This is a genomic window from Alteromonas sp. S015, assembly GCF_036864485.1.
Classification (GTDB): domain Bacteria; phylum Pseudomonadota; class Gammaproteobacteria; order Enterobacterales; family Alteromonadaceae; genus Alteromonas.
Genome location: NZ_JAZETO010000012.1, coordinates 46,870 through 69,875, shown reverse-complemented (window position 1 = coordinate 69,875; position 23,006 = coordinate 46,870). Strand labels below are relative to the sequence as shown.

The following is a 23,006-nucleotide window of genomic DNA, read 5'->3' as shown; positions in this document are numbered from 1 at the left end:
TCCACTTTTCAGGCCCATTTTCATGATCCACAACGATGTTCTACGTCGCCTTCGTTACGCATTAGCGATAAACGACACCGCCGCCATTAGTATTTTTAAATTAGTTAACTACGACATGGACGTTGATTATTTACATGCTGTGATGAAGCGGGAGGGCGAAGAGGGCTACCTGCCTTGTCGCGATAAGATTATTGCGCTTTTTCTTGATGGATTGATTATAAAGAATCGGGGGCGACAAGAAGGACAAATTCCTCAAGAGCTGGGGCCAAAAGAGCGGCTAAGCAATAACGAAGTGCTGCGCAAAATCCGTATTGCAATGAGTTATAAAGATGACGACATGATTGCGGTGCTTAAATTAGCAGACTTTAGAATAAGTAAAGGTGAGCTCTCTGCGTTCTTTAGAAAGCCAGACCACCGCAATTACAAACCCGCTGGTGATCAAGTGGTTCGTAACGTGTTACAAGGCATGGTGAAAAAGTATCGACCTGATTCATCAGGAATCGGCCGAAGTGCACAAACTGATATTAAAAGACCAACCAAGAATATGTCAGACGAAAATCGGCCAAACGATAGCAAACTTAACAAAGGTAAACCGAACGGGAATAATTCTCATACTAATAAATCAAGAGTTTCGTCATCGATGACTAGCAAAGTTGAGCGCGCAGCCAGCCAGAGTGCTAACAATGAAGCGCAAATAGGTAAGAAGCAAACTAATACATCTGTGTGGGGCGAGCTACCTGCTAAAAAGCGGTGAATAAAGTTTACCGCTAGACGATTTCCATTTGCCAGTGTGTGAGAGCTTGTTAGGCTTACTAACTTAAATTAACAAAGGATGGAGCCTTCATTTATGCGGTTTACTTTTGGGCTTGCTACGCTTCTTGGTATAGCAATAATGCTAGTAGGGTGTGATACGACGAAAAGCGATAAGAGCGAAACAAAGAGTAACAAGGCCGAAACGCCATATCTTAATGTGAACGATATTACACCCCAGTCTATGATTTATAAAACCGTAAACGGTAAAGATTTAGCATTAGATTTATACATGCCAGCTTTTTCTGATTCAGTTCCTACGCTTGCTGTTTGGATTCATGGCGGCGCCTGGATGAGAGGGAACAAAGACGAGACCCTGTCCAAAAATGGTAATTTAGTCGCTTCTTTGCTCAATGAAGGTGTGGCGGTTGCGGCAGTAAATTATCGACTTAGCGGTGAGGCTATTTATCCTGCTGCACTCAACGACATAAACGATGCGGTTAACTTTTTAGTAGAAAATAAAGGTGAGCTTAAGCAAAGTGCCGATCGCGTGATAATGATGGGGCGCTCAGCAGGAGGTCATCTTGCCGCGCTTTTAACCACATCAAATAACGATAATGTTCCATTTCTTGATGCTAAGCCACGCTACCGCGTTATTGGTATGGTCGACTTTTTTGGACCTTCTGATCTTGTGGCATTGCGAGGTAACAGCGGGAAAGTGGATCACGACGCGCCTGATGCCGCAGAAGCTCAATTTTTGGGGGAATCTCCACTGACTAACGAAGCCCTAGCACAAGAAGCCTCGCCAACCACTTATATAGATGACGAAACGCCGCCGTTTATAATTTTTCACGGGCTTGATGATGGGGTAGTACCCGCTTCGCAAAGCGAATTGTTAAGTCGCAGCCTTGACCAATTTGGCGTGCCAAACGAGTTATTCCTTGTCAAAGGTAAGCGCCATGGCGACCCGGTATTTGATACCGACGAATTTGTCTCGAAAGTAGTTAATTTTGTAAAGCGAGTTAACAAGAAAAATAACTAATTTCATTTTAATAGGGTAAAAGGAAAAATTTATGAGCCGACATTTCGATAAAGCCGATGGCCTGTATGAAGAGAAAGATGCCGCCACACAAGGTTTTGTGTTCAATCAAACTATGCTGCGCATTGCCGACCCCAAGCGTTCGCTAGATTTCTATACGCGAGTCATGGGAATGACGCTAATCAAGCGACTAGATTTCCAAGAAATGAAATTCAGTCTTTATTTTTTGGCAGCAGGTGATGATTTCTCTGATATTTCTGACGATATAGATGAACGTACTCAGCAAACTTTTGGTCGCCCCGCTATGTTAGAGTTAACCCACAATTGGGGCGATACACCAGAAACGGTTAACTATCACAACGGAAATACAGAGCCCAAAGGTTTCGGACACATTGGTTTTCACGTGCCTGATGCTGAAGCCGCATGTGCACGATTTGCATCACTAGACGTCCCTTTTCAGAAAGGGCTTAACGACGGTTCAATGAAGGGTATCGCATTTATCAAAGACCCTGACGGCTACTGGGTTGAAATATTCAGCGCGTCCGATGTTTCAGCAACCTGCGCGCCGCATTTGAAGAAGTAGTCTAACCTTTAAAACTGTCATTAATTTTTACAAATATTATGCATCAAAATTCTTTGATTAAAAAATAGACATAAAAACATAGGTTTATATTTATGTAAATTTAGGTTCAAAAAATGCTTACTAGAGACAGCTCAACATGGTGTTGAGCTAATTTTTAGAGGGATTTTTGATGACTGTAAAAGCTAACACGATAAGTTCTAACCTCCGCAGTAAAACTCTTTTAACCCTTCTATTTCTCTTTTCTGTCAGTTTTAATGCCAGTGCATCTATCATTTATGAATTGAGTACTGACAATATTACTAATTGGGAAGGAGAGTATACGTACTACGACTTGTCTGAAGATGATAATGTAGATGTTTTCGGCGTCGTGGGCAGCTCAATGCCGTCAGAGCTGATAAGTTCTAGCACGAGTAGCTTTACACTAACGACTAACTACTTTCCTGACTTAGATGATGAAGCATGGTACGTCGGTTTGTTTCGGATGCTAGGCTTAATGTCTGTAAGCGGAACAGAAAAGCTATTTTTGACAGTTGAATTCGATACGGATCTTACAGGTAATGATTCACTGGCTTCTGCATATTTTGAAACAGACGATGGCGTCTCTTATTGGGATTTAGTGTCAGGCGCGACAGTTAATATTACTGAGGCTGCTGGGAAAAACGTTCTATTTGGCTTCCAGATTGAATCCGTTGATCTAGACCTGTTAGATACACTAAATGTAACACAAATAAAAATAGAAAAAATAGCTCAAGAAGTAAGTGCGCCCCCGACGCTATCATTCTTGCTTCTTATATCATTACTAGGCATTCGCCGACTTAACAAATAATTTAATCAATCATTCTTACCTGGCATTGAACAACAGGAAGTGTCGTTTGGCTCGATGTCCAATTAATTGGAGATAGGACATGGTAAGGTTTAATTGCAATTACAAAGGAAGTAAGCCGTTCACTTCTGAACAATTCAAATATTTATTTTTTATATTAATTCTGCTCTTAGTGCAAAATGTATCGCCAGTGAAGGCTCAAGATGTGACAGGAGCTTGGGAAGTTGTAGCCGATTCACAAATCGAACAGGGTGAAAGACGTTACGATCGTTCTAATCGAATTTACTACACAGAAAATAACATTACATTACCCGCAAGCATTGATGAATACGTCGACATACGACTGGTGGTCACCTCATCTTCTTATCCAGTGACTAATGCGACAGGATTAACGTCCGATAATTTGCCCTATTTTACACTCACTGATTCCTCACAAGATGTGCGTATTGAGTTTCCTCGAACACGGGCACAATTCGCTGTTAGTTTAAGTGTGATGCAGTTTATCGAATCACAACCCCAGGATAGCGACGGAGATGGTATTTTTGATACAGACGATATATGTCCGCTTGATCCCAATAATGATATAGATAACGACGGAATTTGTGGCGATGTGGACATATGCCCGTTAGATGTTGATAACGACGTAGACAACGATGGCATTTGCGGTGATGTTGATGTTTGTCCACTTGATCCCCTAAATGACAGTGATGGTGATGGAATTTGTGATGGTGAAGATATTTGCCCTGTAGACGCAAACAATGACTGCATTTTTATAGAGGGCATTGTTAATGGTGGGGGCTCTGCGATTGCAAATGCGCAAGTTGAATTAGGTAATGGTGGGAGTACTGTTTTCACTTCACTAAGCGGTGATTTCTCTGGAAATATTCAGGCCAGTACGTTGTCTTCAGATGGTTCTCGTCAGTTCTTCCCAATCAATGTAACAGCACAAGGGTTTGCAACGGGTAACGCCAAAGTGGCTTTTGTTCCCGGTCAACTGAACTACAGTGTTGTAGTGAGTTTACAGCAAGTTTCTGACACCATCGAAGAAAGTGAAGATGTGACGCAAAGTGGTGGTGTTGAAATTGTCAAAAACGGGAATCCTGTTGGCTCGTTAGAAATTCCTCTCGCATCTCTTCCAACTGGCGTAACACAAGTCACAGGAACGGTAACTTATCTAGATCCAGAAACCGAGGACTTATTGTCCATGCCTGGCGGCGATTTGTTGGCACTTCCAGAAGGTGCAGATCCTAATACAGACGACCCAGTTATCCTTGAGTCATTTGGCATGATGGAATTCAATTTGTTTGACCAAGAAGGCAACGAAATTACAACGCTTTCAGATGATGCAGAAGTTTGTATGAAAGCCACATCTTCTCTCTTAGAAGGTGACGTTGTTCCATTGTGGTACTACGATGAAGACTTGGGCGTTTGGCGAGAAGAAGGACAAGGAACGGTTGAAGAAAGAAATGGTATGCTTCAAATCTGCGGTGAGGTCAACCACTTCAGCTGGTGGAACTATGACAGACCTATAGAAACACACGCTTGTATGCGTTTTGAAATGCGAGATGAGTTAACCAATTCACCGATTGATGCTATAGATTGGGATGCAGAAGGTGCCACTTATAGCGGTACTTCACCAACTCGTTCATGCAGTGATGGCGTTGGTTCTTTCAGCTCGTTTACTGTGAAAATGTCTACAGTTACCTCTCCGGAATCTATTAAAGTTTATGGTTATATCGGCGGTAGCAAATTCTATTTACGCAGCGATAATGACGGTACTTACTCTTTAGTTACAGATAGCAGTTTAGCAACGAGTTTTAATACGCCAGATGAAAACGGAAGCTGTTTGTTTGGAAGCTTGACCGGTACCTGCTGGCCTCTTGACTTCGAAGAAGATGGCGATGGTATATTACTCATTGACTTAAACAATATTGACCTTCCTCCAGCAATCACGGAGTTTGAAATAACCGATAATCTGATTCAAATGGGCTCAAGTGTACCGTTGTCTGTGACAGTCACTGACCCTGAGGGAGAAGATGTTAACCTTGTGTGGAGTACATACTGTGGCTATTACGGCAATACATCGGGAGGCGCTTTAAGCGTAAATCCACAATCTGGTACTTCAGGTACAAACTTTCAAAATGAATTTAATGCGCCGGATACGCTTTCTTATCCTGCTGAGTACTGTGAAATTCGTTTAGAAGCTTCGGATCCTCTGGGCAATACCAGTGTAGCAACTCGTTGGTTGACGGTTACATCGTCGCTCAGCTATGACCTATCTGGTGTTGTCTTCGGAGTTGATGGTTTACCTGCGCAAGGTCTCATGGTTTGGTATTACAACTGGGATTGTGGTCTGCAATTATCCACTGTGACGGATCAAGACGGCCAATACAGCATGGCCTTTGACTTGTCTCAATGCGCCACCAATAACGAATATTACTCCATAGGTGAATTGGTAGTAAGCTTCGAAGTAGATGGCTTAATGTGGGCATATGAAAACTACCTAGATAGCTATTATGGGGAGTTTGGTACATTTGCCGCTAATGATATTGGTAACGATAGGGGGTGCACGCTGGACTCGGATTCAGAGTTAACACTATGTACTTTTGATATCAGGCTGCCAACTATTTGGTCTTCAATAGAAGGGGATGTATATTCCTTGCCGACAGGCGTTAATTATGCCCTTAATTATTATGCTTATTCTATAAGTGAAAATGGTGGGGTTTATTTGGATGAACTAGTTGAAGTTTTAGACGGGGAAGACAGCTATGGCCCAATCAGTGTTCCTATTGGCGAAGGAAGTTTGATAGTTCAGAGCCAAGACTTCAGTACTTTTACTCAGTATGTATATACCAATATCATTAACCAATCACCGCACATTTACGATATAGGAGAGACACAAGGCACTGTCGAAGTTTACGTCTATGACGGAGGCAATTCACCGATAGCGAATGAACTCGTTACTCTCACAAGTTACTCCAGCTCAGACGTGACGTTTTCTGATACTACTGATAGCAGCGGTTCAGTTTCGTTCAGTGCGCCATTAAGTGAAATCAACGTATCTACATCCAGTGGAAACTATTGGGGAACGTTGAATCAGGCAGATGTGCCAAAGGTTATTGAGTTTAACTCCTCAAATATGTGCGTAATAAACCTCACTGCTTATGACCCTGTAGGGCAGCTATCTACTAATACGGAATATTATATTGGTCAGACTGGGGAAAAAGTGATCACTGATGAATTCGGTAGAGCCTCATTCAATGTTCGATCTGGGAACTTATACCTATACTCGTTCCAGTCTTATTACACTGATTTCTGGTATGAAATTGACAACTGTAAAATGGTTGACGGGCTGCAAAGAGAAATCGATATTGTTGCAACGAGTTATTTTTATCAAGATTTTCAACCATCAATCGGTCAATAAGGAATTGAATATGAAAACATTAACCCGTTCAATGATTGGCTTATCAATTCTTATTTGTACGTCAACTTTTGTATTTGCCAATGATAAAAGTGCTGATAATGTTTATGAGAAGCGGGAGGTGCAGCATAAAGCCCTCAAAGAAGCCAAAGCGAGGCTTATCGCTATTAAGCAAGAGCAAGAAGAGCAAAGAAGAAAAGAAGCCAAGAAAGCGATTGAAGCGAGAGTAAAAAAATAGCGTAAATGACAACCCCTATTCTGCGAGTTAATGAATAGGTTACCCAAGTAAGAAGCCTCTCTAATTAGAGGCTTTTTTTATTCGTTCTAGAAGCGTTTTGTAATTAGTATATCCCTGAAGCATGGCGCCAGAGGTCTTATTCGAGGGTTGTATAAGTAAACCAGGTGTTCCTTTCAACTCGAATGTTTCAACTAAATGCTGCGCGCGTTTGAAATATTTTTCTGCATGCTTATTTGATAGACATGCTTCAACTTCTAATTGATCTATTTGCGGTGAAGAGTACAAGAGAGCATGTGTATAGTTCGAATTTTCAAGTAATTGATTTGGTGTTGAGAGCAGTTTTTCACTCAGTGTGAAATAGTGTTCCGTACCATAAAGCTCACCAATACAGTAAAGGTTAGCCATCAATTTATGTGTATTCTCTTCTTTATCTGACTCGGGAATGAACCACAGCACCCAATTAACCTCTTTATTAGCGGCTAATTTATTCAACACTATTCTTTGTTTCGAACAATAGGGACAGTTTACATCCATCAGCGCATGGACAGTAACGCTAGCTCCTGTTTCTCGTTTTTGCCAGCTCGTATATTCAATATCAAAGTTTGAAGAAACCACTAAAAAAAAGAAAAGTAGTGCACTATTCATTAATTCGCCTCTAACGTTAACTCCACACCGCTAAACTCCGTATGTAAGTCGTGCTGAGTATTTAGCAGGAAGAAGCGATTCACTTCAACTTCGTTAGCTAAATAACCTTTCACCGCTTTTTGGGGCTGTAGAAAAGAATTAATACGCTTTTAAACGGTTACAATGCGGTTAACAAATTATTTAGGCCAGATTTAAACAACGCCTGTGTCTCTTCATCTGCATTTACATTTAAATACGAGCTGATTTGAGTGACAAAGCCAGCAATCATATCGGGTGATAGACCTAGCGCTTCAAATTGTTGCTTTAAGTCGTTTACCGATTTAAGTGTAGAGCTGTACTCAGAGGCCTTGTCGAGTAAGCCCGATAGTGAAGAACTTGAGCTTGCTGCTGAATTGTCACTTAGAGAGGGAACATCTTCAAGCAGGCTATCAATACCTGGAATGCTGCTTGCCAACTGGGCGTAATCAGCGCTTGAAAGGTTGCCTTGCACATAGTTCATAATTGACGCTATGCCACCTTCTGATTGGGTTTCAGACACGTTAAGGTTAGCTGCAACTGAACTCACTAAGCTAGCCAAGTCGATATTAGATGCTGCGCTTGCTGCCATTTCAGTTAGGCTACTGGAAGTTACTGTCGATTCCACTTTCTTACCGCCTAACAGACCTTTAAGCTGATCAATATTGGCATTAGCACAAGTAGTAAAAAAAGTAAGGGCAAGCACTACAGGTGCTAAAACGATACGATTCATCATAGATTTCCTTTTTGTACACCAGCAGCGAACGTCCGTCTGGTGCAACATAATTGAAAATAACCGTAGCAATGACGCTACCGACTATTTGACCTTCCATAAACTAGAAGTTTTCAGGTGTGTGAATGCTCACACTCTAACGTAGTGAGGTCGCAAATTCTCTATAGAAAATATAAAGGCACTTACGTTTCCTTTAAAATGCCAGTTATTAAAGCACTAGTGTGCAGCAGAGACGAATTATGTCAATTAGACAAAACACTAAAAGGAGCGACACGCTCCTTTTAGTATTCTGATGGTTTTGAGGCTCACTTACCCTGGTTAGGCGGAATAATTATGCGTTCTACTTCAGGGGAAGCGTTCTTTTCAACACTCGCTGTATCGAGCGAAGCGCCAAGTTGATAGTCTAATTGCACAAGAAGGCCAGTTTGTCTCATGCGTTGGCCACCTTGAATACGAGGTTTGTATTCCCATTGTTTCAGTGCAACTTTTGCACTTTTATCAAACACACCTGCAGGTACCGAATTTACTACTTTTACATTATCTGTAGCGCCCGTTTCAGTAATATCGAAAGACAGCACAACGAAGCCCTCTATATTTTGTTCAGCAGCTTTTTCTGGGTAGATTGGTGGAACGCGTTTAACCGGCGACGCTTGGTTAATCTTTGCTTCAGGTTTTGTCACTGCAACAGGTGCATTGGCCAAAGCGGTGTTTATAGTGAGCATGGCAGCAATTGAAAGTACGCCCGCAGCCAGTACTTTATTGTTGCGCATTGGTTGCTTTATTGCGTTTAATCGTTTGATCATAGTCCTTTTTTCTCCAAAGGTTGGGTAAAGCCCTCGTGTAGCGTACAGGGCGTTTGAACAATGCTCAGCACATTGAACAAGTGCTTTTGCATAGGTAAGTTTTTCGTTATCTGTCTTGCCTTTCATTACAGTGTGATCACAGGCTATTTCCTGATTAATTCTGAAGGATTTTAGCGCTAGCCAAACCAGTGGGTTGAACCAAAATAGCGTAACAGTAGCGAGCGCTAAGGTGTTCCAAAGGTGGTCATAATGTTTGCGATGAACATTCTCGTGTTCTAATACCAGTGCTTGTTGCTGAATCGAAAACGTACTTTTAAACGAGAAGGGAATAAGCACCTTCGGCGAGACAAAACCAAATAGCATAGGTGTGTCAGCTTTGGTGGAATAGTAAGCATTGGTGTTAATTGCGCGACGCTTGCTGATTGATGCCCAGATTACCATGTGATGCACTAAAACATAGGCTGTAATTACGCTTACACCGGTTGCCCAAACGGTAAACCACGTTTCGAACGTGATGGTGTTTAGGGGGGGCTTAACACCAACCACGTAGCGAGCAAAGCTATTCGCCGGCATGCTAATCAATGACATCGGGAGGTTATTGACTATCAGGCAGCCGGGTATCAGCGCCCATAGCTTATAAGTAAGCGAAGCCCCAATTTTAAGAGTGAAAAAGTGTTCGCACACCATAAGTAAAACAAGCGCTAGCGACACAATTCCTTGCTGAGCGATAATCCAATCAATCATTGTTTTCTTCCCATTCCTTGATAAGGGCCTTAAGCTCGTTTATGTCTTGTTTGGACAGCGCATTCTGATTAGCAAAACCGGCGACCATGGGAGCGATCTTGCCTTTAAATAGTCGACTAACAAAACTCGTGGTTTCTTTTTTTGTATAGTCTTCTCTGGCAATCAGCGGATAATAAAGGTACTGGCGTTGCTGCTTTTCAAACCCTAACACCCCTTTTTTTACTAAGCGACCTAACAAGGTTTTGACGGTTTTTTCGTGCCAGTCCTTTTTGTCATTAAGTCGCGCAATAACCTCGTTTGATGTGGCAGGATGGTCGTCCCACAGCACGTCCAGCACTTCAAATTCAGCGTTTGAAATTTCGGGTTTGTCTGACATTTTACTCATAATTACAACGTCTTTTTTTTGATTACATGTGTAGTCTATGGCTTTAGATTACACTTGTAATTCTAAAGAGCAAGCTTTTTTTGCGTGTTTTTTGAACGGGACGTGGTGTGAGGTAAAGTGCTTTGTTTGGTGCTCTTGTAGAAACGTTAAGTTGGGCGTATCAATACAAAACGGTGAAATTGAGCTCGTTAGCCTCTAAGAACTCGCCGAGTATCCGTGCTTGTTGATTTCCTCGTGGCACCATTACATAGCAAGGTGGCTCTGGGGATACTTCCTGTAGGTCGTACCACAGGGTATCTAGCACTTCATTACCGTGCTTCAAAAAGGTCTCACCCCACGAGGTTGTGTAAATAATCGATACATGCTCTACCGTTGCTTTTTGACGCAGAGTGGGGAAATTCACAATCGCAAAGCAGGCTGTTATGCGTTCGGGGGCCAGCAAGTCGTTACGAGGTAGCGACGACACTTTGACTGGGGGGAAGTATTTACATAAATGCTTGAGCAAATCGTTTAAGTCTAGTTCGCTCACTTCACCATAATTGTAATCGAGATAAATCTTACTATTAGTGTCTATGATTTTACTCGACACTAGCCATACCATCAGCGCTGTGGCACTAGCGGTTTGGGTAATTTTTTGCGAATCGTCAATAATGCCAGATTTACTCAGTAAATCACCAGCATACGCCGACCATACCTCATCACCGTTTTTAAGTTGGCGCATGGCAATGGTGATTTGCTCACAGTAAAGGCTTTCATCGAAAGCACGTCGCAAAAACTCAATTTTATCCGCCTTTTTAGCGTAATAAGTACTTAAGCGTCGACCTAGAACGGTCATATCTTTCTGATCCATCACCTGTTGATGATGGCTGATCTCTTTAGAAATGCGGCGATAACACTTTAATAAAAAACGGTGGATTCGGCGGCTCAGCTGCACGCGTTCGTTAAATGTCCAATCTTGTTGGTTATCCAAGTGTATGAGTTGTTTGCGGCTCCATCCCCACTGTTTGGCATACGAGGCCATAATTTTGCGTTTGAAACTTGCTTGTTCACCTTCTACAAGCGGGTGGCTCAATGTACATCCACATTTTAAATACAAACAGTGCTGCAATATCGCAATATCTTCTGCTTGACCATTGGCTTTGTAGTGGGCAATGAGTTCGTCGAACATAAGTGCGTAGGGGTCGATATCTGAAACATGACCAGGAGCTTCAGCGCCGCGGTGTACATGCTTTTTCAGAAGATTACACAGGGGTTGTCCGTGATAAATATTGGCAAGGTAAACTTCAAGCTTTGCCATTTTTAATACGGATTTGAATGGAGAGTCCATGGCCTTGCCTAACTGCCAGATGGCGGCGCCAAAAAGTTCGCTGGCGTCTAGTTTCTCCAAGTGACCTAAGTCCATGAACCAGTCTATATCTGGTGAGCCGCCTTTTTCCAAACTATTGTAAATAGCCTGATATTGTTTCTCAGTTGTTTTCTCTGGGGTGAGCCACCAAAATGGCGCTTTACCAGCTACTACAATGTTGGTGTGATAAAACTCAGCTTTTAGAAACAAGGCTTGTGCCGAGCCTGCGCTTTCACCTTCAGCTACGCCAAAATCGTTTTGCTTAACTTTATCTATATCAGATAAAAAGAAATGCACTTCAATACCAAAGGCATCGTCTGCCCACTTTTCTATGGCTGTAAGCTTTTGTTGAAGCAAAGTAAGCGCAGCGGTTGAAAAACGTTTACCATCAATGCATACCCAAAAATCAAAGTCGGACTCGTCAGTTTGAGCAATCGTCCCCACACTGCCCATTAACACCAGTGCATCAACGGCTCGATTCCTTGGCCAAATTTGCTTAATGTCTGAAAATAAGTGGCGTTGTGCAGGGAAACAGCGCTGCAAAGCCTTTTCTACATCAGGCCTAAACGAGTAATTGTTAATACCAAATGGAACAGTTTCACCTGATGCGAGCGGCGCCACAAAGCCTGGCAGTGCTTCGTGATTCACGTGTACAAGAAAGGGGAGCACATGAAAAAGCGGCCTGTGATTTTCGGGCATGAGCGTAAGCGCACGTTCAATACGTGTTTTGTTGTATCTTAATACGCGTAACAACCTAATGGTTAGGTTTTGCTGAACGGAAAGCGGCTGTTGCGTTGCCATTATGTGAATCTGGACTTCTTCATGCTGCCAAGCATAGCGTTATTTCGCGTCGACTTCCTCTAATTTTATACAGAAAAAGTGATTCTTAATCGAGTTGTTCTCTGTGTGTTGGTGCCCACTTATGAAAGCAGGGGGAAAGAATCGAGACTTTTTTACTTTTTAGGGCTGGTTGTATTGTTTTTTAAACGCTTCAACTAGCGCACTAGTTTTACCATCAGAAGAAAAAATAACCTCATTTTGATTAAATAAGAGCGTATTGTCTGACGTCACTGGGGGGCGTGCGTTTTTTAAGAATGACTGAATTGTTGCCTCTTCAACGCCTTCACCCTTGAGTGTAGTCGCAAATGAAGTGGCCTCACTCCATTCGTTAAACTGAGACAGACGAGATGTTTGTTTAATCAGCGACGACAGTTTGGTGTCTTTTTCCAAGTACTGTTGAAGGCGCGATGCGGTTTTATCAAGCGCAGGCTCTCCGTCGCTACTATCAACCGACAACTTACCTTGACTCAGCGTTAGCTTCGTATCATCTGAAATACCAAGTTTTGCCGCTAAGTCACTTAATGCCGAGGCAAGTTTTTGCCGATTAAAGTCGAGATAGTTTGCAATGGTATTGCCTTTGAGAGACGTTTCACCGCGTTCTATTTTTTCAAGGTATGCGTCAATTTGATCTCCTTTTAGTTCACTGTTAAAGGAACTGAACGCGTCACCAAGGGCGTTGGCCTGCCTTGATTTTTCTACTACCTCCTGAAGTGCGCTTTGGGCATTCGCTGTGTCATCTAAGTAATTGAACAGTGTAGGTGAAGAAGATAGGTGACGGTATGTGGTATCCATATCTGACTCTGCTTAGCTCACTCCATGTCGTTGGAGCATGAAAGTGGGTGACTTAATATAGGCATTCATGGGCAAAATCAGTGCCACGTTTGTTCATCATACTGCTGTGCATAATTTTTAGTAAAGTTTGTTAGCTCTTAACTTAAACGAGAGCATAGCATGTTTGGGATCTTATAAGCGGTAAAGCTAGTCTCACCGCCTGATTTTCGTCAGCCTGCATGAATAAGCCGCTAAATTGTGTTCCACATTCACAATAAGACCGTATGCTTTATTCCATTAAGTCTTGTTAATGCGCAGCGCTTTCTGATGTGCGCTGACAAGCGAAGCCACTAGTTAAAGGTTAAAAGGACATGAATATAAAGCGTATAAAACAAGGGATACTTGCCACGAGTGTCACTGCACTTTTTTCTGTTAATGCAATCGCGCAATCTTCATTAGACGCGAATGTTGAATTAGTGGGCGACATAAAAGGTACACAAATTACTGGTGTTACGGTAAGTAATGATGGGCGTGTATTTGTGAATGCGCCCAACTGGCGTGATGGCGTTCGCTTTTCTGTAGCTCAGGTTACCGATACCGGTGATTTTGTCGCTTACCCTAATAGCCAAACAAATGAATGTGTGGCGCAAAGTGAAGTAAGAAAAGACTGCTTTTTAGCGGTGCAGTCAGTGGTGGCGCACAAAGATAAGCTGTATGTGTTGGACACCCGCAACCCTAAGTTTAAAGGCGTGGTCGATGCCCCCCGCTTGTTTGTTGTTGATTTGGCCTCAAACGAAATAGAAGGGACCTTGATACTTAGCGAAGACGCTTACCATCCTGATTCGTACATTAATGACTTGCGAGTAGACGAAAAAACGAATCGGATATATATGACCGACTCTGCTCACGCGGGTTTAGTGGTATATAACCTTAGTGACAATACCAGCTATCGAATTTTAGATAACCATAAAACCACAAAAGCTGAAGTCGATGCGTTAAGTATACAGGGTAAACCCTTTACTATGCCTGTTCAGTCTGACGGAATTGCGCTAGATACGTTAAACGACACACTATATTTTCACGCATTGTCTGGTTATTCGCTGTATGCCATCAACACCTCAGACATCGAGAAATCGTCAAACGACGTGTTGGCAGAAAAAGTGCGAAAAGTAGCGACGACAGGCGCACCAGATGGCATGATTTTTCATCAAGGTAATGTTTATTTAGCTGACCTGGAAAAGCAAGAAGTACAGTACCTTACGCCAAGTCTAGACCTTCGCACGCTAGTGAAAGGAGATGTGGTGAGTTGGGCTGATACTTTCAGTATTTATAATGGTGCACTTTATTACACGAATAGCAAAATACAAGATGCGGGCAGTGATGTAAGCGACATGACGTTTGAAGTTTATAAAACAGCGCTGCCAACTCTATAAAGCAATAGAAACGAACGACGGGATTCACCCATGGAGCTGGTGGCGTTATATATAGCTTGGCAGTAGTGTCCTGTATTTCAAAGCAAGCTATAGATAAATCAATTTATGAAAATGAGCCCTGTGTTTAGCACTTTCGGCAAGCATGCTCATGCACAGGGCTAGAATTAACGCAATACAGCATTTACGACTTGATCGCTAAGGACCAGAAAAAACCAAGAACCCGGCTCAAATTGATCAAGCGCCCTTGCTTGTAAAATTTGAGCCGGGGTATCTTATTTCATATTCATGATTTCATCGTAATCGAGTTAAAGTGAACACACTGTGTTGAACAAGTAAGTTTTGCAATCTTGCCGTCAAGCACCAAATTCGCGCCTGCCAGAATGTCTAGGTCTAATGACAAATGCCTAACATAATAAATGCTTCGTTTTTCACCGATGTCCAGTAGCAAAAAGTGAATACCACCTTTTGCCAGCCTATTTCTAGATACCCCGTCTTGTATAGAGGCATTGAATGGTCCAAGTGATCCGTCTAGCTTCAACCTCAAGCTTCCATTAAGCACTTCTAACGACAAAGGGATTGGCTTCAATTGAAGGCTCAAAACACGGGTTCTATTGAAGCTTTTGTTGTATTTACTCTTCGAGATTACTTTATCGACTTGAGAATTCAACGCTTTCAACGCCAGTGATATCTGAACAAAGCTAGCGAGTTCGGCTCTTGAAAACTTGTTACAGCTGAGTTGCTGAGGATAGTTGCGGGAAAACCTTATACCCTCAATATACTTAGCATGCACAGGTCTGATTCGTTCTGGTATATACACAGTCAAGGCTGACTTTCTTGGCTTGTTCTTAATAAAAATCCAGCGATTTGCGAGCCTGCAAGCGCGTTGCCTGATGGTCTTGCTATTGTCAAAGTCACTATTGAAAATTCTGAAAAATTTTTGCCCAGAGACGGAAAGATTAAACAAACGAAGGTCTGAAAGTATAGGTGAAATAGCGACACTCAGGGCCTCATGTGTTCCTTTTTCATGGGCGTAAGTAAGTGCATCTGCATGGCTTTTAATTGGCACTAGCGTCAATGCTAGCAGCGGAATTACTCTGACAATGTTCTGTAACAACTTCTGTGAATTCAACATGGCATCTACTCCACTTAGGTTGATAGTCTGTATACGTCGTTGACGTAAAATTTGTGATTTCGCTAACTGCCTCCGGCCTTGTTTGTCGATAATTTAAGCTAGCTCATTTTTTAATCAAAAAGCAATGACTTTTTCCATTATCCTCGTAAGCGCATGTTTTATCTTTTAATTTAATTGACCGAACGGTCTGATATCTCGTTGTAGAACGGCTGATCACAAAAATCGTTAGAATTTTAGTCAAAGGCTTGGAAAGCATAGTCAGTTCCGAACTTATTCAATTATACGCGCTAACGAACAAGCACTTTCATGATGAGCGCACAAAATCAATGATTAATAAGGCTATGAGTGCTTGATACAGACTTCTCAGTTTCGTCAGATTGGGTTTGGCATTCGAGATGCACACTCGAGATGCAATAGATACGTTGTAATTTTACGAGCTAATTGTTTTTTCTCTATCTTGCCATAGAACCTCAGTACTAAAAATGTGCAAAAAAGGGGTGGCAGTTTTCAATGTAATCGATTACATTTAAACGTTCGTCCACGTAGAATAATATAAAAAAGGATAAACAAGTGTCTCAAGAAAGACCGATAAGGGTAAGATCCATCGATGGGCTGCGCGCTATAACCATGTTGTTGATGATTTGGGTCAACGACTTCTCAACACTCACTGGCGTTAGCAAATGGTTAAAACATGCGCCCTCGGGAGCTAATTTTATCGGCTTCTCAGACCTTATTTTCCCCGTTTTCTTATTCGTGGTCGGGTTGAGTATTCCCTTTTCTATTATGGCGCGAGATAACGCCAACTACTCACGATCTAGTACGTATTTTCATATCGCCATGCGCACCTGCTGGTTACTTGTTATAGGTGTGTTTATTGTTAATTACGAAAATGCTAGCAACGACATGCCTGTGTTTAATCAAGCTTGGTGGAGTATCTTTATGACACTAGGCGTTTTTATGATCTGGATGGACTGGCAAGCCAGCCCTGTGCCGGAAAAATGGCATAAACCCATTCAAGTTATTGGGGTTGTATTACTTATTTTTCTGGCAGTAGCGTACCGGGGAGGGGAAGATGCAACGGTGCGTTTTAGTACCTTATGGTGGGGCATCCTTGGCTTAATAGGTTGGGCTTATCTCGCTAATGCGATGGTTGCCATGATTTTTGGAACCAAATTGTTGTCTCACGGTTTAGCCTTTGTTGTTTTTTACGTGCTAACCATTCTTAACTTCGCCGGTCCACTGAGTACTATTCCTTTTCCATTTACTTTCGCTGGCACCATTATTCAAGGGTACATTCCAGCGTTTACGTCAGCTGGCTTAGTCACCGCCGTGTTAGTGATTAATCTAAAAACACGGCCACTGTATCTACTCAGTGCCATAGTGGCATTTGCGCTAATCAATATAGTATTTGGATTAGCAATCAAGCCTTATTATTGGATGGTCTACAAGCTCGCCGTGTCAAATGCGTTCTCCATTCTTGCATTTGCCATTATGTATTTCTTAGTAGAGGTACGCAAATATACAAATTGGTACAAAGCTATTGGTGCAGCAGGCAGTGCAACGCTAACGTGTTATATGTTGCCCTATATATTTTATCCTCTGCGCACTATTACCGGATGGCGCTTGCCTGATGTATTAAACACCGGCCTGTTGGGGCTGATTGGTTCATTATGCTTCGCTTTTATCATTGTATTTATTACCCATATAGCCAAAAAACGTGGATTTAAACTGAAGCTGTAGTTTCCGGCATTGGTTGAACGTCTCGTGATCACAGTGTCATGTTTTAGGGGAGTAACAGTGTTCCTCCCGTTATTCATCAATGCTTATTAAAGGTGTGTTGTGTGTAGATTTTTTATTATTTCATGTTTGTTCGTCTTTTGTTTACAAAGTAAAGCTAGCCCCCTCAGTATCCAGTCTCCTGACAAAAGTCTCAGTCTTTTCGTAAAGGTCGACTCTCAGGGGCGCCCCTCGTATTGGCTAAATTCTGAAGACACTCCCCTCATATTACCCTCAACGCTAGGGATCAGTGTTAAAGGCGAGATAGATTTTAATCGTGACTTTGTCATTAATGACTACCGTATCGATACGATAAACCAACCATGGGAACGTTTATGGGGTGAGGGTAAGCAAGTGGAAAACCACTACACATCGCTGTCTATCAACCTTGAAAAAACGACAACGCCTGTTCGTAAAATAAATATTGAATTTCGTTTATTTAACGATGGTCTCGGATTTCGCTACATATTGCCTAAACAGCCAGAGTTGAGTGAAATTTTGATAATGTCCGAAAATAGTGAGTTTACTTTATCGGGCGAAGAAATCGCTTGGTGGACGCCACAGGACTTTGACAGTTACGAGCACATTCATCGACAAACAAAGTTTAGCGACGTAGAGGCAGTTAACACACCTATTACACTCAAACTACCTTCTGGTCATTACGTGAGTATTCACGAAGCAGCACTTACAGACTACGCTGGAATGACATTGGTAAAAAAAGGTGATGCGACGCTAGTTAGTGAATTGGTGCCATGGCCAGATGGTATAAAAGTAAAAGGCAGCGCGCCACTTACTACTCCGTGGCGAACGATTCAGTTCGCTGAAAATGCAGCAGGCTTAATTAATTCTCCGCTGTTGGAAAACTTAAATTTGCCCAATAGAATTTCCGACACCAGCTGGATAAAACCCATGAAGTACGTCGGTATATGGTGGGGCATGCATATGCGCAAGTACACGTGGGAAGCAGGGCCTAAACATGGAGCAACGACCGAGAATACGAAAGCTTACATTGATTTTGCAGCTCGCCACGGCATAGGTGGTGTATTGGTGGAAGGATGGAACAAAGGCTGGGAAACCTGGCATACGCCACTTAACCAGCAAGACTTTACCCAGGCTTACGACGATTTCGACTTGCTTGAACTGGCCCAATATGCGAAGCATAACGGAGTAACGCTGATTGGTCACCACGAAACCGGCGGCAATATTCCAGAATACGAACGTCAGCTAGAAGACGCCTTCGCGCTTTATCGTAAGGCAGGTGTACACGCACTAAAAACTGGCTATGCAGGCGCAATGCGGCCAACAGGTACGTATCACCATAGCCAACCTATGGTAAACCATTATCGCCACGTTTTAACACTGGCCGCTGACAACCAAATTATGCTAAACGCACACGAGCCAATTAAACCGACAGGTCTTCGTCGGACGTTCCCCAATATGATGACACGTGAGGGAGGACGCGGTATGGAATGGAACGGCTGGAGTAAAGGAAACCCGCCGGAGCACACAGTATCCTTACCTTTTACTCGCTTGTTGGCTGGCCCCATGGATTACACACCCGGTATATTTGACATTCGGTTTGATAGACAAGGACAATATCGTATTCACACCACGCTGGCTCGCCAGTTGGCCCACTATGTGACCTTATATAGCCCCATGCAAATGGCTGCAGATATGGTTGAAAATTATATCGATCATGCTGCATTTACGTTTATCGAGAATGTACCTACCAGTTGGGACGAAACTCAGGTGCAGCACGCGGAAATTGGCGATTACTATGTGGTCGCCCGTCGCGATGGACAAAAGTGGTTTGTAGGCGCAACCACCGACGAACACCCTAGACAACTTCCCTTGAACTTCAGTTTTTTACTTGAAGATAAGCAATACGTTGCCAGAATATATTCGGACGGCGATGACACAGACTACACCAGCAACCCAGAAGCTTTTGAGTACGTTAATGTTGTGGTTAATAAACACAGTGAAATCCCTTTAGTAATGGCAAGTGGCGGTGGCGTAGCCATTGAAATCGACCCCTTACTGGATAAACACGAGGGTACACTTAATGCCCAGCAGTACACGCAGAAAGTTGCACATAGGCTTGCCAGCTTCGAAAAAGGTGGTCATTTTGGCGAGGTAATAAAAGTACATCATTTAGCCGAAAACAAGAGCGTCACACTGAAGCCAACACCACATCGCAACTATAGCGACGACGGTGCAATAACCTTGATAGACGGCGAGCGCGGCAGTGCTGATTACACCAGCCAATGGTTGGGTTTCCGCAATATTGACTTCACCGCCACCATCGATCTTGGTGAACGTCAAAAAGTGAAACAAATATCGGCGGGCTTTATGCAGAGTATTTTGCATTCCATAATGTTCCCCACTGCAGTAACCTTTGACGTATCAAGTGATAATGAACGCTTTACCACAGTTGGAATGGAAACATACGAAACCACGGCTGATGTACCTGATTTTCAGCGCAAAGACTTTACTGCTGAATTTTCAGAGCAAGACGTGCGCTACATAAGGGTTACTGCAACAAGTCTGGGTGTATTGCCTGATTGGCATATTCGCCCTGGCCAGGAAGTGTTTATTTTTGCCGACGAAATCATTGTGAATTAATTAGCTTGCAGCCCAATTGCGTTCGAGCATGATTGCAATTGGGTACACACTTAGTCATAAACTTGCTGAATTTTCCCTATCAGGCTAACGTTGATTGATAGGCCATTCTTACTTGGCTAGTTGACCGTAAAATGGTTTAACTAGATGAAACCCGACCCAGTGCAATAATTTTTTCAAACTGTACGGTGTCGGGCAATGTCCCTAAAGCTAGGCCACATGCATTGCTAAGCCTCGATTCACAGAACGTGTGGGCAATGTCGACAAGAGCATTGTTGTTAGCAAGTAACGAGCAGGCCTGGAGCGCTAGCGCCATTTGTTCTGTTAAATAACGACTGCGCGTTTCTAAATTATGCGTATTCGCTAATGCGTCGAATAGCTTACTAAGATGAATATCGTAGTGCTTATTTTTTCCTGCTTGCGTTTTAAGTTCGTTAGTTAAGGCCTCTTTCACATAAGGCTCTTTGGCTAGTGCGCGCAGTACATCTAAGCATTGAACGTTTCCACTGCCTTCCCAAATAGAGTTCAGCGGGGCTTGGCGGTAGTAACGGGGCATAGGGTTTTCTTCAACGTAACCAATACCGCCTAAACATTCTTGTGCTTCGTTAACAAACATGGGCGTGCGTTTACAGACCCAGTATTTTCCTATTGCCGTGGCCAGCCTTGCTAATGCCGCTTCAGAGCTATTTCGCGACGCGTTGTCGACTGCTTTGGCAACGCGCATAGTAAGCGCGGTTGCGGCTGCGCACTCAATGGTAAGGTCTGCCAGAACGTTTTGCATTAAAGGCTGGTTAACTAAGGTTCTACCGAATGCGTCGCGATGACTTACGTGATGCAATGCGTGTACTAATGACTGACGCATAAGTGCCGATGAGCCAATCATGCAGTCTAACCGGGTAAGCGATACCATATCGATGATCACTGGCACCCCACGGCCCTCTTCGCCAATCAAGTATGCCGTGGCTTCCTGGAATTCAACTTCAGACGATGCATTGCTCCAGTCGCCTAGCTTGTCTTTTAAGCGCTGAATTCGCACGTTATTACGTTCACCATTTTCCAGTATCCTTGGCAGCAAGAAGCAGCTTAAGCCGCCTTCGGCTTGCGCAAGGATCAGATGAGCGTCGCACATGGGAGCTGAGAAAAAGAATTTATGCCCTACAATTGTGTAACTACCATCAGCCTGTTTTACTGCTCTAGTAGTGTTGCGCCTAACATCCGACCCACCTTGCTTTTCTGTCATACCCATTCCTATGGTTAGCCCGCGTTTCTTGCGGGCTGGCAAGGAGCGAGAGTCGTAAACACCATTTATAGTTTTATCTAGGTAGTCGGATGGCAACTGATTTCCATACCGCATGGCCGGGATGGCGGCATGTGTCATGGTGAGCGGACAGGATGTGCCAGACTCAGCTTGATAATGCATATACATCAGCGCAGCTCGGATGGTGTGCGCGCCATCAATGCCCTCATGTTTCCAGGAATAGTTATGTACATTGTGCTGCATCGCACTGTCCATGAGTGCGTGGTAACTGGGATGAAATTCAACATCGTCTATGCGGCGACCATAGCGATCGAAGGTATGAAGAATGGGCTTATTCTTGTTAGCAAGCTCGCCGTGATCCATAAGTGCATCACCCGTAAGTTGCCCATACTGGCTTAATAACCCTTCGTCATGTTGGTGTGTTAACGGTAAGTGTTGGTCGACTAACTCGCGCAGTAACGAATCATCTCGCCACAAATTGTAGGGTGCGGGAATAGTGGGTTGGTTCTCAACAACGTGCGTAACAAAACGATTTGATGAAGTCATGGCATTTCCACTTAATGAATAAATAAGGCATGTCTTTGTATTAGGTATCCACCTTAAAATATTACAATGGCGGTTGCAAATTGATATTCTATGTAATGTTTGTGCTAGGCGCGTGTTTATATGATGATGAACAGACACACGTTTGGCATTAAGTCACCTTAGATTTTGATTCAAAAACTACGTTCTACCTGTGACAAAGAAGTAAATAGAGTTTGGAATTAGAAAAAGAGAAAAAGCCTGTAGCAAGAAAACTACTGCTAAAGCTGTTGGGCTCCCGAGACAATATTCAAATGAATGCCAGTGCAGCTGTTCGCGTGGGGGCACTGTTTGGTATTTCTGAAAACAACATTCGAGTAACGCTAACCCGATTGCAGTCTGCGCAGCTTATCACCCTGGTTGAACGCGGCTATTACGAACTGAGTGATAAGGGCATCCGTTTTGCCAAAGAAATACATCAGTGGCGAGAAGATGAAGTTGGGCTAGAACCCTGGCAAAACGATTGGATAATCGTTCAAACCAGCACGCTTCCTAAAAGTGATAAAAAGCAGCTCAGAAATAATGAACGAGCGCTGAAGCTTGTGGGGATGAGAAAGCTAACAAACGACGTTTACCTTAGACCGAACAATTTTTCAGGCGGTGTGGATGGAGTGAGAGACAAACTCTACGCACTTGGTCTGTCGAGGAAGGCGCTCGTGTTTAGCGCCAGTGACTTTGACAGTAAAGTACAAAGCAAGGCGATGGGGTTATGGCGCCACCTAAATCTAGAAGCGCTTTATAAAAACGGATGCAGTGAAATAGAGGAATCTCTTGTTCGCTTACCGTCTTTACCCCTTGAAGAAGCAACAAAAGAATCCTATGTGATAGGAGACAGGGCGTTATACCATCTGGTATTTGACCCTTTACTGCCTTCGCCACTGGCAGATGTTGCAATGCGCGAGCGCTATCGCCATCTAGTTAAGCGGTACGATGATGTTGGCGCACAAATATGGCACCGCTTTTTAAATCAATACTAAGGTAAACAGCTCAAAAAAAGGGTTAAAGATACGCTACACACAGTTGAGCGTAAATCTCACATATAGATGTATTGTGTGAGAACAGTCAGAAAGA

18 protein-coding genes are annotated in these 23,006 nt (G+C 43.1%); 10 read left to right on the top strand and 8 right to left on the bottom strand.

Annotated features, from left to right (window positions below; genetic code table 11):
• The first annotated feature begins 22 nt into the window (after positions 1 to 22).
• The 6 genes from V7R42_RS19045 to V7R42_RS19020 all read left to right on the top strand — a co-directional run bounded on the left by V7R42_RS19045 (position 23) and on the right by V7R42_RS19020 (position 6,854).
• The gene (locus V7R42_RS19045; RefSeq protein WP_334022229.1) at positions 23 to 754 is read left to right on the top strand and encodes a DUF1456 family protein; all 732 of its coding nucleotides are present in this window, start codon (positions 23 to 25) and stop codon (positions 752 to 754) included.
• Positions 755 to 847: 93 nt separating this feature from the next.
• Positions 848 to 1,792 (top strand): alpha/beta hydrolase, encoded by a 945-nt coding sequence (locus tag V7R42_RS19040; protein ID WP_334022228.1) that lies wholly within the window; start codon positions 848 to 850, stop codon positions 1,790 to 1,792.
• Between the two features lie 31 nt (positions 1,793 to 1,823).
• The gene (gene gloA, locus V7R42_RS19035; protein WP_334022227.1) at positions 1,824 to 2,372 is read left to right on the top strand and encodes a lactoylglutathione lyase; all 549 of its coding nucleotides are present in this window, start codon (positions 1,824 to 1,826) and stop codon (positions 2,370 to 2,372) included.
• A 169-nt stretch (positions 2,373 to 2,541) separates the two neighbouring features.
• Positions 2,542 to 3,198, top strand: a complete 657-nt coding sequence (locus V7R42_RS19030) for a hypothetical protein (protein ID WP_334022226.1) — start codon at positions 2,542 to 2,544, stop codon at positions 3,196 to 3,198.
• Between the two features lie 79 nt (positions 3,199 to 3,277).
• Complete coding sequence (locus V7R42_RS19025; RefSeq protein WP_334022224.1) at positions 3,278 to 6,619, top strand: hypothetical protein; 3,342 nt, start codon at positions 3,278 to 3,280, stop codon at positions 6,617 to 6,619.
• 10 nt (positions 6,620 to 6,629) lie between these two features.
• Positions 6,630 to 6,854 carry a hypothetical protein gene (locus V7R42_RS19020; RefSeq protein WP_334022222.1) on the top strand — a complete coding sequence of 75 codons (225 nt, stop codon included), beginning with the start codon at positions 6,630 to 6,632 and terminating at the stop codon, positions 6,852 to 6,854.
• Positions 6,855 to 6,914: 60 nt separating this feature from the next.
• Here V7R42_RS19020 and V7R42_RS19015 read toward each other — a convergent pair whose 3' ends face one another.
• The 6 genes from V7R42_RS19015 to V7R42_RS18990 all read right to left on the bottom strand — a co-directional run bounded on the left by V7R42_RS19015 (position 6,915) and on the right by V7R42_RS18990 (position 13,156).
• Positions 6,915 to 7,499, bottom strand: coding sequence for a DsbA family protein (locus tag V7R42_RS19015; RefSeq protein WP_334022220.1), 585 nt, complete (start codon positions 7,497 to 7,499; stop codon positions 6,915 to 6,917).
• A gap of 157 nt (positions 7,500 to 7,656) precedes the next feature.
• Entirely contained in the window at positions 7,657 to 8,247 is a 591-nt protein-coding gene (locus V7R42_RS19010; RefSeq protein ID WP_334022300.1) for a DUF2780 domain-containing protein, read from the bottom strand.
• Positions 8,248 to 8,552: 305 nt separating this feature from the next.
• Complete coding sequence (locus tag V7R42_RS19005; protein WP_334022217.1) at positions 8,553 to 9,794, bottom strand: M56 family metallopeptidase; 1,242 nt, start codon at positions 9,792 to 9,794, stop codon at positions 8,553 to 8,555.
• The gene (locus V7R42_RS19000) at positions 9,787 to 10,179 is read right to left on the bottom strand and encodes a BlaI/MecI/CopY family transcriptional regulator (RefSeq protein WP_334022214.1); all 393 of its coding nucleotides are present in this window, start codon (positions 10,177 to 10,179) and stop codon (positions 9,787 to 9,789) included. The genes V7R42_RS19005 and V7R42_RS19000 overlap by 8 nt, the downstream gene beginning before the upstream one ends.
• 160 nt (positions 10,180 to 10,339) lie before the next feature.
• The gene (locus V7R42_RS18995) at positions 10,340 to 12,325 is read right to left on the bottom strand and encodes a class I adenylate cyclase (RefSeq protein ID WP_334022211.1); all 1,986 of its coding nucleotides are present in this window, start codon (positions 12,323 to 12,325) and stop codon (positions 10,340 to 10,342) included.
• Positions 12,326 to 12,484: 159 nt separating this feature from the next.
• On the bottom strand, positions 12,485 to 13,156 hold the full coding sequence (locus V7R42_RS18990; RefSeq protein ID WP_334022208.1) for a hypothetical protein: 672 nt from the start codon (positions 13,154 to 13,156) through the stop codon (positions 12,485 to 12,487).
• A gap of 350 nt (positions 13,157 to 13,506) precedes the next feature.
• On the opposite strand from V7R42_RS18990, the gene V7R42_RS18985 reads away from it, so the two are divergent.
• The gene (locus V7R42_RS18985) at positions 13,507 to 14,568 is read left to right on the top strand and encodes an L-dopachrome tautomerase-related protein (protein WP_334022206.1); all 1,062 of its coding nucleotides are present in this window, start codon (positions 13,507 to 13,509) and stop codon (positions 14,566 to 14,568) included.
• Between the two features lie 283 nt (positions 14,569 to 14,851).
• On the opposite strand, the gene V7R42_RS18980 is transcribed toward V7R42_RS18985, so the two are convergent.
• The gene (locus tag V7R42_RS18980) at positions 14,852 to 15,700 is read right to left on the bottom strand and encodes a hypothetical protein (protein WP_334022204.1); all 849 of its coding nucleotides are present in this window, start codon (positions 15,698 to 15,700) and stop codon (positions 14,852 to 14,854) included.
• Positions 15,701 to 16,270: 570 nt separating this feature from the next.
• On the opposite strand from V7R42_RS18980, the gene V7R42_RS18975 reads away from it, so the two are divergent.
• The gene (locus V7R42_RS18975; protein WP_334022201.1) at positions 16,271 to 17,440 is read left to right on the top strand and encodes a DUF5009 domain-containing protein; all 1,170 of its coding nucleotides are present in this window, start codon (positions 16,271 to 16,273) and stop codon (positions 17,438 to 17,440) included.
• Between the two features lie 99 nt (positions 17,441 to 17,539).
• Positions 17,540 to 20,098, top strand: a complete 2,559-nt coding sequence (locus tag V7R42_RS18970) for a glycoside hydrolase family 97 catalytic domain-containing protein (RefSeq protein WP_334022197.1) — start codon at positions 17,540 to 17,542, stop codon at positions 20,096 to 20,098.
• 136 nt (positions 20,099 to 20,234) lie between these two features.
• Here the strand turns inward: V7R42_RS18970 and V7R42_RS18965 are convergent, their stop codons facing one another.
• Positions 20,235 to 21,899: an acyl-CoA dehydrogenase family protein gene (locus tag V7R42_RS18965; protein ID WP_334022196.1), complete on the bottom strand. Its 1,665-nt coding sequence runs from the start codon at positions 21,897 to 21,899 to the stop codon at positions 20,235 to 20,237.
• A 212-nt stretch (positions 21,900 to 22,111) separates the two neighbouring features.
• Here V7R42_RS18965 and V7R42_RS18960 point away from each other — a divergent pair, with 212 nt between their 5' ends.
• On the top strand, positions 22,112 to 22,912 hold the full coding sequence (locus tag V7R42_RS18960) for a PaaX family transcriptional regulator (RefSeq protein WP_334022194.1): 801 nt from the start codon (positions 22,112 to 22,114) through the stop codon (positions 22,910 to 22,912).
• The last annotated feature ends 94 nt before the right edge of the window (positions 22,913 to 23,006 follow it).